Source organism: Streptomyces sp. GC420, from assembly GCF_009916105.1.
In the GTDB taxonomy this organism is placed as follows: Bacteria; Actinomycetota; Actinomycetes; order Streptomycetales; family Streptomycetaceae; genus Streptomyces.
Genome location: NZ_JAAAXQ010000282.1, coordinates 1 through 11,069, shown reverse-complemented (window position 1 = coordinate 11,069; position 11,069 = coordinate 1). Strand labels below are relative to the sequence as shown.

Genomic DNA, 11,069 nt, shown 5'->3' with positions numbered 1-11,069 from the left:
AGGAGAGCGCAGCGGGCTGCGCCGACGACCGACAACGCCGCGTGGGGGCACCTCCCGTGCCCGGAGGGCCACGGGGGAGTGCGTGCCGGGCGCCCCCAGCCGGACGGGACTTTCGAAACACGCCCTGGTGCCCCGAGCCCGGTGGTGCGCCGACTCCCCGCCGGGGCCGGCCTCCACCGGTGTGGCGGCGGCCGCCCGCGTCCCCCGCAGGGCGAGGGGCTTTGTCAGGCATCGCCCTCGGTCACCGTGCCGCCCGGCGGGCGAGCACCCGGCGGACCGGGACGGCGAGGATCCACCAGTACTGGGCGGTGGCCGCGGACACGGCGGTCAGGGGAACCGAAGTGGCGAAGACGGTCACCACCGCGAGGCTCTGCCACAGCGAGTGCCGGATGTCGCTGCGTGCGACGCCCCGCCGTGCGAGCTCCGGCGCCAGCAGGAGACGCGTCTGCAGCGCGGCCATGAACGCGGCGGCGGCGGAGATCGTGGCGGCGTACAGGGTCGTGGCGAGCGCCGTGTCCCCGTAGTCGCTGATGAGGCGGGTGGGGAAGGGCAGGGCTGCGACGACGGCCAGCAGGCACATGTAACTGAGAAGGACCCAGCCGTCGACGCGGGCTATGAATGAGAAGGCCGCGTGCTGCGTCACCCACAGCACGCCGATGACGGCGAAGCTCAGCAGGTAGGCACGCACGTCGGGCAGCGCGTCACGCAGTGCCTCGCCGAGTCGGGAGGGATCGAGCCCTTCCGGGACGCCGATGTCGAGTGCGAGCAGCGTGATGGCGATGGCGAACACGGCGTCACCGAAGGCCAGCAGCCTGTCCGGCTTCACCACCACCGTCGACCGTGCGCTGACAGCTGGCATGTCACTCCCGCGGCCTGTGCGCAGGCCGGTCGCCGTGGTCCGGTGGGGCGGATGCGGTGCCGTAACCCTAACCGGCGGCAACCGCCACCGGCCGTCGGCGCGCCCGTCGTTGCGGCCCGCGCCCGGAGACCTCGCAGCCCTCCGGGGCCGCGGCCGGCCGACGGTTTCGGGCGAAGGCACTGATCGGCGCGGGGAAAATGGGCGGACAGCGGGGCCCGGGCGTCCCTACCATCGCGGCGGCACATCAACTTCCCACCGTCGGGGACCCATGAAGAACCGCATACCCGGGGTGCTGCGCGAGCACCCCCAGTTTGCCCGCCTGTTCCTCGGCCAGTCGCTGTCCGTACTGGGCGACCGGGTCACCTTCGTCGCCGTCCCCTTCGCCGTGCTGTCCGTGGGCGGCTCCGCCACCGACGTCGGTCTTGTCGCCGCCGCCGGACTCGTCCCCATGCTGCTGTTCGCCCTTGTGGGCGGGGTGTGGGCCGACCGGCTGCCACGCCACCGCATCATGCTCGTGTCCGACCTCGTCCGCTGCGCGACGCAGGCGACCGGGGCCTGCCTGCTGCTCACGGGTGTAGCCGAAGTCCCGCACCTCGCGCTGCTGATGGTGGTGTTCGGGACCGCCGACGCCTTCTTCATGCCGGCCGCCACCGGACTCGTACCGCTGATCCTTCCGAGGGAGCGGCTCCGGGAGGCGAACGCGCTGCGCGGGTTCGTGCACTCGTCGGGGCTGGTGCTCGGACCGGTGCTCGCCGGCGCCCTGGTGGCCTGGACCGGCCCCGGCGGCGCGCTGGCCCTGGACGCCGGGACCTTCGCGGTGAGCGCCGCGTTCCTGGCGCGGCTCACACCCCGCGCCGTGGCGGAGTCCCCGGCGGGCAGCCGGCGCTCCTTCCCGCGGGAACTGCGCACCGGCTTCCGGGAGGTGCGCACCCGTACCTGGCTGTGGGCGGGGATGGGCGCCATGTCCGTGTACCACGTGGTGGTGCTGCCCTCGGTGTCGGTCCTCGGGCCGGTGCTGGCGGACAGCGAGTGGGGCGGGGCGCGGAGCTGGGCGGCGGTGGTCACCGCCTTCGGTATCGGCTCGATCGCGGGCGACGTCCTCGCCTACCGGATCAGGCCCGCCCGGCCGTTCGCCGTCGCCGGCGCCGCGCTCGCCGTGGCCTCGTGCCAGGCGCTGATCATCGGCATCGGTGACTCGGTCGTGGTGATCGCGGCGCTCGAAGCGGTCACGGGTGTGGCCGTCGCCGTCTTCTTCACGCTGTGGGAGACCACCCTGCAGATCCATGTGCCCGAGCGCTCCCTGTCCCGTGTCAGCTCGTTCGACCACCTGCTCTCGACAGGGCTCATGCCGCTCGGCCTCGTGCTGGCCGGTCCCCTTTCGCGGGAGCTGGGGGTGCGCCCGACGCTGTACGCCATGACGGCGGTCGCCGTGCCGGTGGCACTGGCCCTGCTGTTCGTACCGGCACCCGCCCGGTCCGCACCCGTCTCCGGGGGTGCGGACAGGCCCCGTACCGGTGACGGGGACGAGCCCCGTACCGGTGACGGGAGCGCGCGGGAGCGGCTGCCCGAGCCGCAGGGCCCGCACTGAGCGGACGCTGTCCGGCTGATGCCGCGCGGACTCGTGTGGGCCGTCTTCGTGACCGTCGGATAAACCGGTGAGCGGTGGGGTAGGACGGACGTCGGGCGCCTTGGACAGGAGCCTGGAGCACGCCCGGGAGCGCCGGGCCGTTCCTCAGGATGGACGAAGGAAGCAGCAGCATGGCGAGCGGCACGGTGAAGTGGTTCAACTCCGAAAAGGGCTTCGGTTTCATCGCTCAGGACGGTGGGGGACCTGACGTCTTCGCGCACTACTCGAACATCTCCGGGACGGGCTACCGGGAACTCACCGAGGGCGAGAGCGTGACCTTCGACATCACGCAGGGACAGAAGGGGCCGCAGGCCGAGAACATCGTCCGCGGCTGACCGCGCGGGATGTCGGGCCGGGGGCCGTCACCGGGAGGTGACGGCCCCTTGGTACGTGCCGGCGCGGCGCCCGCACCCCGGGCGTGTCCGCACGGGGTGCCGGCCGGCCCGCGCCGACTGTGGCAGCGGGCCCGAAGCGGTGTGCCGCACCGGGCCCGCACCGCCTGCCGCACCGCGACCGGAGCGACGCGGACGGCCGGGGGCCGGCGACCGGCCCCCGGCCGGGGCCCCGCGCGCCGCCACGCGACGTCCCGCAGGCCGTCCCCCGGCGCCTCAGACCTCCAGCCACACCGCCGTGTCCCCCGGCAGCCGGTACCGCTCCAGCGGGCCGCTGGCCAGCAGGACGCGGCGATGGGCGGGCAGTTCCACCGCGCCGTCGGAGAGGTTCACCACGCACCGGAACCCCGGGGAGCGGCTGAAGGACAGCAGGCCGCCGCCGGCGGTGCCGTCCCAGGCGAGCGTGCCGTCACCCAGCGCCGGATGATCCCGGCGCAGCCGCAGCGCGGCCCGGTAGAGCTCCAGCATGGAGGAGGGATCGCCCTCCTCGGCCGCCACGGTCAGGGACTTCCAGGCCTCGGGCTGCGGCAGCCAGGGCTCGCCCTGCCCGTCCCCCGGGGAGAATCCGAACGGCGGCGCGTCCCCGCTCCACGGCATCGGGACGCGGCACCCGTCCCGTCCACGGTCGGTGTGCCCGGAACGGTGCCACGTGGGGTCCTGGAGCAGTTCCTCCGGGAGGTCCTCGACCTCCCAGAGCCCCAGCTCCTCGCCCTGGTAGAGGTACGCGCCCCCGGGCAGCGCGAGGGTGAGCAGGCAGGCCGCGCGGGCCCGCCTGGTGCCCAGGGCCAGGTCGGCGGGCTCGTTCAGGTCGGACAGCGAGCGCAGGCGCCCTTCGGGCTGCGGGCGCCCGTAGCGCGAGACGTGCCGGGCGACGTCGTGGTTGGACAGCACCCAGGTGGCGGGGGCGCCGACCGCGCCCAGCGCGCCCAGGGAGTCGTCGATCACCCGGCGCAGCACGTCGGCCCGCCAAGGGGTCATCAAGTAGTCGAAGTTGAACGCGGTGTGCAGTTCGTCGGGGCGTACGTAGCGGGCCAGCCGCTCGGGGGCGCCGGCCCACGCCTCGGCGACGAACACCCGTGGATCGTCGTACGTGTCGGCGACGGACCGCCATCCCTGGAAGATCTCGTGGACCTCCTCCCGGTCCCAGTGCGGGTGGTCGTCGCCGGTGGCCCCGTCGAGGAGCTTGCCGTCCAGTGAGCCGAGGTCGGGCAGGCCGGGGGCCTTGACCAGGCCGTGGGCGACATCGATGCGCACCCCGTCGACACCGCGGTCGAACCAGAAGCGCAGGACCGACTCGAACTCGGCGCGCACCTCCGGGTCGTCCCAGTTCAGGTCCGGCTGCTCGGGGGCGAACAGGTGCAGGTACCAGGGGCCGGGCGAACCGTCGGGCTCGGTGATCCTGGTCCAGGCGGGGCCGCCGAACACGCTGCGCCAGTCGTTGGGCGGCAGTTCTCCGCCCGGGCCGCGTCCGGGGCGGAAGACGTAGCGGTCCCTGACCGGTGACGAGGGGCCCTCGGACAGCGCCCGGCGGAACCACGCGTGCTCGGAAGAGGTGTGATTGGGCACGATGTCGATGAGGAGCCGCAGACCGTGCCCGTGCGCCTCCTCCAGCAGCGACTGCGCGGCGTCCAGGGTGCCGAAGACGGGGTCGATGTCGCGGTAGTCGGCGACGTCGTACCCCCCGTCGGCCATCGGCGACGGGTACCACGGTGTGATCCACAGCGCGTCGACACCCAGCGCGGCGAGGTGGGGGAGCCGCTGCCGGAGGCCGGAGATGTCACCGATTCCGTCCCCGTTCCCGTCGGCGAAACTGCGGAGGTACACCTGGTAGATGACGGCGTCGCGCCACCAGGGCGCGGGAGCGGCAGGAGGCGCAGGAGGTCGGGCAGGGGCCACGGGCTTCTCCTCGGAACGTGGTTGCGTCTTGAGTCCTCGGCCGCCTCCCGGTCCGGCTGCCGTGCGGGGACGGCGGCCGGGCGGGCGTGCGGCACTCTTGTGCTCTCTTGCCCAGGAGGCTTCCCCGGACGGGGCGGCCGTCCCGGCGCCCGGACAGGATTTCCGCCGGGGCTCCGGGGCGGGCAGGATGTGCGGCATGACCGAGATCCGTACGCCCCGCCTCCTGCTGCGCCGCTGGCACGAGGACGACCTCGCCGTGATGGCGGACATCAACGCGGACCCCCAGGTCATGCGGTGGATCGGCGACGGCTCGGTCCACGACCCGGAGGAGACGGCGCGGGCCGTCGAACGGTGGGAGGAGGAGTGGGACGACGAGGGCTTCGGCCTCTTCGCCGTCGAACTGCTCGGCTCGGGGGAACTGGCCGGTCTCGCCGGCCTGTCCGTCCCCGCGTTCCTGCCGGAGGTACTGCCCGCGGTGGAGATCGGCTGGCGGCTGGCCCCGCAGTTCTGGGGCCAGGGCTACGCGTCGGAGGCGGCGCACGCCACCTTGGAGTTCGCGCTCCAGGACCGCGGCCTCGAGCGGGTCGTGAGCATCGCCCACGTGAGCAACGAGGCGTCCTTCAACGTGATGCGCAAACTCGGCATGACGCCCGAGCGCGAGACGACCGACCCGGTCCACGGCACCCCGCTTTCCGTCTACGCCATCGATCTCACCGAGTACAGCGCGTGACGCCCGGCTCGGGGCCGCCACCGGCATCCGCCGGCACCGGCCGGCTCTGATCCGCCGCCCCTCGCCGCCGGGCGGCATACGGGGGGCGGCGCGTCGTCTTCCCCGGAAGCGTCGTCCGGCACCCGCCGCCCGGCCGGGGCGGAGAGGGCTGCGCCTTCAGTGCGCGCCCGGTCGTCGTCAGAGCCGCGCAGTCGCCGTCACAGTGTGCGCATCACCGCGACGACCTTGCCGAGGACCGTGGCCTGGTCGCCGGGAATCGGCTGGTACGCCGGGTTGTGCGGCATCAGCCAGACATGGTTGTTCTCGCGGCGCAGGCGCTTGACCGTGGCCTCGCCGTCGAGGAGGGCGGCGACGATGTCACCGTTGTCCGCGTCCGGCTGGCGGCGCACGGTGACGATGTCCCCGTCGCAGATCGCGGCGTCGATCATGCTGTCCCCGGCGACCCTGAGGGCGAACAGTTCACCGGTGCCGACCAGCTGGCGCGGCAGTGTGTACACGTCCTCGACCGCTTCCTCGGCGAGGATCGGCGCGCCGGCCGCGATCCGGCCGACCAGCGGCACCCGCACCGGGAGCGTGGCGGCGGAGGGCGGTTCGGGCTGCTCCCGGGTCCAGGCGCCGCGGACCCGGTAGGCCCGCGGCCGGTGCGGGTCCCGGTAGAGGATGCCCTTGCGTTCGAGCTGCATGAGCTGGTGGGCGACCGAGGAGGTGCTGGCGAGGCCGACGGCGGCACCGATCTCCCGCATCGACGGCGGATAGCCGTGACGCTCGACGTGCTCGGCTATGCAGCGGACGATGGCCGCCTGCCGGTCGGTGAGGCCCTCACCGTTCATGCCGAGGCTGCCCGGAGGCCGACCTCGCCTGCCCGCTGCTGCGACGGTGTCCATGTGCGCTCCCCACGCCGGTAGATCTTGCAACGGACAGTATCGGTGGATCGCACCGTTTGGAACAAGCTTGCGAAATTCACGGCGGTCCCGCAGACCCTCCGGCCGATGTGTCCGAAAGCACTGCCCGAACGTGGCCCGCGTCCTTTCCCGCAAACAGGGACGAGCGGTAACTTTTCGCACTCCGGTCCGCACCCCTGAACGGCGTCCGCTGTGTCCGCACCCCTGTCTCACCTGATAGTCGCCACGACCCACTGGCTCGTGCGCGCGTACCCGCCCGTCGGCGGTGTGATGGACGCCGCCCTCTCCGAGATCCAGGTGCGGCAGGCCGTGACGGCCGCGGCCTGGCTGCGCTACCCGACGTCGGTGGACGCCGGGCTGGTCGCCCTGGCCGGTCCCGGCGGTTGCGCGCGGCTCGACCGGATCGCCGCCGCGGACGCCGGCCGCACCGACGGCGGGAGGACGCCCGACTGGTGCACCTGGGTCGACGAGGTCGTCGCGAGCTGGGCCGCCTGCCTGCTCGGCGATGCGCCGCTGGCGCGGGCCGCGGTGGCCGCGCTCGAGGTGACGGAGCACATGGACGGCCCGGCCGTGGAGTTCCGGCGCCTGCTGGCGCCCGGTGAACGGGACAGGCGGGCCGCCGCGCTGGCGCGCCACCCGGACCTCCTCGCGCCCGTGGCCGGGCTCCACCGCGCGGAACTCCTCGCCCGTCTCGCCCCCGTCCCGCTCATGGCCGAGGAGTGACAGAGGACCCGGCACGCTCATATGCGTACGTCCGCGCAATTCGGCAGACGCTCCGAAGATGCTATGGACGGGCCGAAGATCGATTCATGTGTCCGCGGAACCGATGAGAAGCCCCCGACGGTCAACGAAATACTGCATTGGTGTCACTCGGATGCGCCGCACCTGTGATTAATCCGGTTCGTTGAGGGGGATATGACGACACCGAAGCAGCGAACCGCACTCACCGAGCGGCATGCGCCCGGGGCCCCGACCGCGAGGGCGCGGCTGGGTGAGTGGCTTCTCACCCCGGCCTCGTCGCCCGCCGCCGGGGACGCCGCTGTCATCCTGCGGCGTGGCAGCGAGTGCGTGCCGCTGAGCCATACGTCCATGGAGCTTGAGCTTTTTCTGACCGCACTTAATCAGATCGAGGCGGACTTCACCCGCCAGTCCACTGATCTTGCTCCGTTCGACAGGTACGGGCAGCGGACCCGGCGGGGTACCGATGCATGAAGGGTATGCCCGAGATCATTTCAGTGAGGGTTCCGCCGAGGAGAACCTGTACGACGCGTGGATGCACTCACCCTGGCACACCCCTCCGGGCGCGGCGGACGGGCAGCCCCTGGAGGACCCGAATCTCCATCTGCTCGGACACTGGGACCCTTCCGAGGAACTGGTCCACCTGCTGGAGGCGGACGGCGGCCGGCTGACCGGGGCGGCCACGTACGGCGAGTCCGTCCCCGTGCAGGGTGCCGCGGACCCGATGGACCCCGCCTGCGATCCGGTGTCCGACACCGTGCCCACCGCGACGCGCGGCGCGCTGCACCAACGGCACCGCAGGGTGCGGTCCCGCAACTGGCTGGTGTCCTCGCTCAAGACGGTCAGTTTCCTCATCGCCGCGCTCACGGCCGTCATCGTCGCCATGGTCAGCGTGTTCGGCGGCATCGTCGCCTATGACCCGCTGCGCGCGGTCGCGACCAGCCATGCTCCGCCCTCGAGTGTGCTGCGCTGGTGGCCCCTGCTGGTGTACGGGCCATGGCTGGTCGCGTCCCTGTGTATCCTGCGCGCGGCCCTGCTGCAGCGCCGGGCCGTGCATTCCTGGGCCGTGGTCCTCTTCTTCTCGGCGGTCGCCGTCGTGCTGTGCGTCTCGCACGCTCCCAAGTCCGTCATCGACGCCTCCGCCGCCGCCCTGCCGACGATTGCCGCGCTGTCCTGCTTCCAGCAGTTGGTGCGTCTGATCACCTTGACCAGGCCCCCTCGTCAGTCCGTCCCGCGCCACCGGCAGTCGTCGGGCCCGGCCGGTGTCGGCCGGCTGCTCGGGGACTCCGACCACACACGCAAGACCTCTCCCGTCGCGGAGCAGCCCGCGGCGCAGCCGTTCCTCGGCGGTGCGCAGAGCAGGATTCCTCAGCAGCACTCGACGGCGCCCGGTGCAAGCGGGCGCCGTCGGCTGTAGCAGGTCTGTCACCACTCGGGCCTGAGGGCGCGTCGGTTCCGGGACGGACGCCGGACGAAGCTGAAACGCACATCCGCCCTGCTCGCCGGGGAGAAGTGCGGGCCACGCGATCACGCGTGGCCCGCACTTCGTGTTTTCTCCCCCTGCCCACCGGGTCCTGCCCTCCTCGCTCGTTGCTCAGGTTGCTCGGGTTCGATCAAAATGGCCAGATCTCGCTTGCTGGCGGCTGGTTCCTGTGCCGCCTGCGGCGTGGTCGAGATTACTTCCGATCGAGGAGTGGCTCTCGGCGCGTCGGCGGCGGCGCCGCGTGCCCGTCCCCCCTCCGGCGCCGAGGGTGCGCGGCCCGCAGCTGATTGGCGAACCGGCGTGGGAAATGCCCAATGTCAGCGACGACTTGCGGGCCCTTTACCACAAACAGCCATGGAAGGACCGACTATGCGACGAGATGATCTGATGTGTGTGGACCCTGTGGACTTCTGTCATCGAAGGGCAGCGGGATGATTAGCATGTGCCGACACAAGTGCTGCTGATCGCAGGCGTCTTGTGCACGCCCATCAAGCTGCACGGTATCGGTCCACCGGCTTCCCACAGGCATGCCGTGCGGCCGCGACCGGTTGCACCCACCCACCCCCGAGCATTGAGGGATCTGCGGAATGCCACGTCCAGACGCGCCCCGTTCGCGACAGAGGCCCACGCGGCGGCTCCTGCCGCTCGCCACCGCTGTGGTGACTGCCGCTGTCGGGGTGCCCGTCACCCTGGCCGCGCCGGACGCGGCGGGGGCGTGGGTGGGAGCAACCGTCGCCGCGGCCGGTGCGTGCGTCGTCGCCGCCGCGACGGCGGTGACGCTGCTCCAGCGCAGGCTGGGCAGCCGGGTCGAGCAGGCCCTCGCCGAATCCCGGTCCTGCCAGACCGAGTTGGCGCGATACCGCTCGGAGACGGCGCACCTGGCCAATGTGACGCTGCCGCACCTGGCCGAGTCGGCGCGGAACGGCGGGTCCGCCGGTGCCGCCGCCGGCGGTGCGGTGCAGCCGACGGAGCCGCACCTCGTCGCCCTGCTGCGCACCGTCGTCGAGGAACTGGACGCGGCGCAGCGGCAGGTGGGCGCGGCGCACGCCCAGTACGAGCAGGCGGTCCGGGAGCGCGCCCGGTCCACCGAGGACATGGCGAGGGCGGCCTCCGAGACTCTGCCCACGGCGGTGACCAGGCTGCGGGAGGGCGCCTCGCTCGACACCGTGCGGGGCGAACTGCGGCTCCACTCGTTCACGGACGCGCAGCTGCGCGAACTGCTGGACGTGACGGTGCGTGAACTCGCTTTCAGCGAGCGGCGGTCGGCCGCCGGACAGGCCGCGAGCGCCAAGGCCCTCGGCAGGGTTCAGGCCAAGGCCGTGAGCATGCTGGCGGACCTGCGCGAGATGCAGGACCGGCACGGACAGGATGTCTTCGGCGACCTCCTCAAGCTCGACCACAGCACCTCCCAGCTCGGCCTGCTGACCGACCGGCTGGCGCTGCTCATGGGCGGCCGGTCGAGCCGGGCCTGGAACAAGCCGATCGCCATGGAGAGCATCCTGCGCGGCGCCGTGGGCCGCATCGCCGCCTACCGCCGGGTGAGCCTCAACTGCTCCAGCAGTGCGGCGGTCGCCGGATTCGCGGCCGAGGGCGTGATGCACCTGCTGGCCGAACTGATGGACAACGCGACCAACTTCTCCGCCCCCATCGACCAGGTGCACGTGTACGTGGAGGAGCGGTCCGCCGGGATCGTCGTCACCATCGAGGACAGCGGCCTGAAGATGGCCGATGCCGCCATGCGGCGGGCGGAAGAGGCGGTCTCCGGCCGGATGACCGACCTGGCCTCGCTCCAGGGGACCCGGCTCGGCCTCGCGGTCGTCGGGCGCCTCGCGGCGAAGTACCGGATCAGCGTCAGCTTCCGCCCGTCCTCGCGCGGGGGCACCGGCGTCGTCGTACTGCTGCCGTCCCAGTTGCTCGCCCAGCAGCGCGTCTCCCTGCCCGAGAGCTCCCCGTACAGCGTGCGCGCGGCGCAGCAGAGCCGGCCGGCGCCCGAGCCCGCCGCCCCGCCCGTGACGGAGCCCGCCGTCCGGACCCTGACGGAGCCTGCCACCGTGTCCTACGTCCGTACCGACCCCGACCCCGCTCCCGGGACGCGCACCCGCCCCGAGGAGCGCACGGCGCCCGCCGCTCCGGCTTCCGGCCCTCCCGCCGATGCGGTGCCCGGCCGGCACGTCGAGCCCGCCGCCGTCACCACGAACGGACTGCCGGTGCGTCCCCCGGGACGCACCATGGCGGCCGCCGACCGTGCCAGGCCCGCGGTGCCGCGCCCCGCCGCCGACCGGACCCCGTCCAAGAACGCGGGCGCCCGCTTCGGCGCCTTCCACCGGGCACGGCGGGCCGCGGCGACCGGGGAGCCGGCCACGCCGCAGCCTCCCCGGACGCCGGGACCGGCCGCCTCTCCCGAACCGTCGGGGCACGGCGACAGGCCCGAGCCGTCCTGAC

Annotated in this window: 10 protein-coding genes; 7 read left to right on the top strand and 3 right to left on the bottom strand. The window is 72.9% G+C overall.

Annotation, left to right across the window (positions count from 1 at the left end; all coding sequences use genetic code 11):
* Positions 1–241: 241 nt before the first annotated feature.
* Positions 242–859, bottom strand: a complete 618-nt coding sequence (locus tag GUY61_RS27635; RefSeq protein WP_166632975.1) for a TMEM175 family protein — start codon at positions 857–859, stop codon at positions 242–244.
* Between the two features lie 268 nt (positions 860–1,127).
* Between GUY61_RS27635 and GUY61_RS27630 the strand changes: the two genes are divergently transcribed.
* Together GUY61_RS27630 and GUY61_RS27625 are read left to right on the top strand one after the other, a co-directional pair.
* Positions 1,128–2,447: an MFS transporter gene (locus GUY61_RS27630; protein WP_166632974.1), complete on the top strand. Its 1,320-nt coding sequence runs from the start codon at positions 1,128–1,130 to the stop codon at positions 2,445–2,447.
* Between the two features lie 170 nt (positions 2,448–2,617).
* Entirely contained in the window at positions 2,618–2,821 is a 204-nt protein-coding gene (locus tag GUY61_RS27625) for a cold-shock protein (protein ID WP_166632973.1), read from the top strand.
* Between the two features lie 273 nt (positions 2,822–3,094).
* Here GUY61_RS27625 and GUY61_RS27620 read toward each other — a convergent pair whose 3' ends face one another.
* Positions 3,095–4,774, bottom strand: a complete 1,680-nt coding sequence (locus tag GUY61_RS27620; RefSeq protein ID WP_313896885.1) for a glycoside hydrolase family 13 protein — start codon at positions 4,772–4,774, stop codon at positions 3,095–3,097.
* Positions 4,775–4,970: 196 nt separating this feature from the next.
* Between GUY61_RS27620 and GUY61_RS27615 the strand changes: the two genes are divergently transcribed.
* Positions 4,971–5,504, top strand: coding sequence for a GNAT family N-acetyltransferase (locus tag GUY61_RS27615; protein ID WP_166632971.1), 534 nt, complete (start codon positions 4,971–4,973; stop codon positions 5,502–5,504).
* 197 nt (positions 5,505–5,701) lie between these two features.
* On the opposite strand, the gene lexA is transcribed toward GUY61_RS27615, so the two are convergent.
* Positions 5,702–6,388: a transcriptional repressor LexA gene (gene lexA, locus GUY61_RS27610; RefSeq protein WP_166632970.1), complete on the bottom strand. Its 687-nt coding sequence runs from the start codon at positions 6,386–6,388 to the stop codon at positions 5,702–5,704.
* 210 nt (positions 6,389–6,598) lie between these two features.
* Between lexA and GUY61_RS27605 the strand changes: the two genes are divergently transcribed.
* From GUY61_RS27605 to GUY61_RS27590, 4 genes are all read left to right on the top strand, one after another.
* Entirely contained in the window at positions 6,599–7,129 is a 531-nt protein-coding gene (locus GUY61_RS27605) for a hypothetical protein (protein WP_166632969.1), read from the top strand.
* A gap of 192 nt (positions 7,130–7,321) precedes the next feature.
* Positions 7,322–7,618, top strand: a complete 297-nt coding sequence (locus GUY61_RS27600) for a hypothetical protein (protein WP_166632968.1) — start codon at positions 7,322–7,324, stop codon at positions 7,616–7,618.
* A gap of 61 nt (positions 7,619–7,679) precedes the next feature.
* Complete coding sequence (locus tag GUY61_RS27595; RefSeq protein WP_208106526.1) at positions 7,680–8,561, top strand: DUF2637 domain-containing protein; 882 nt, start codon at positions 7,680–7,682, stop codon at positions 8,559–8,561.
* A gap of 725 nt (positions 8,562–9,286) precedes the next feature.
* Positions 9,287–11,068, top strand: coding sequence for an ATP-binding protein (locus GUY61_RS27590; RefSeq protein ID WP_398957102.1), 1,782 nt, complete (start codon positions 9,287–9,289; stop codon positions 11,066–11,068).
* Position 11,069 lies beyond the last annotated feature (1 nt).

Bases quoted from the DNA above. Each gene is read 5' to 3' on its own strand.
- GUY61_RS27635 (WP_166632975.1), bottom strand. From the start codon at position 859: ATGCCAGCTGTCAGCGCACGGTCGACGGTGGTGGTGAAGCCGGACAGG.
- GUY61_RS27630 (WP_166632974.1), top strand. From the start codon at position 1,128: ATGAAGAACCGCATACCCGGGGTGCTGCGCGAGCACCCCCAGTTTGCC.
- GUY61_RS27625 (WP_166632973.1), top strand. From the start codon at position 2,618: ATGGCGAGCGGCACGGTGAAGTGGTTCAACTCCGAAAAGGGCTTCGGT.
- GUY61_RS27615 (WP_166632971.1), top strand. From the start codon at position 4,971: ATGACCGAGATCCGTACGCCCCGCCTCCTGCTGCGCCGCTGGCACGAG.
- lexA (WP_166632970.1), bottom strand. From the start codon at position 6,388: ATGGACACCGTCGCAGCAGCGGGCAGGCGAGGTCGGCCTCCGGGCAGC.
- GUY61_RS27600 (WP_166632968.1), top strand. From the start codon at position 7,322: ATGACGACACCGAAGCAGCGAACCGCACTCACCGAGCGGCATGCGCCC.
- GUY61_RS27595 (WP_208106526.1), top strand. From the start codon at position 7,680: ATGCACTCACCCTGGCACACCCCTCCGGGCGCGGCGGACGGGCAGCCC.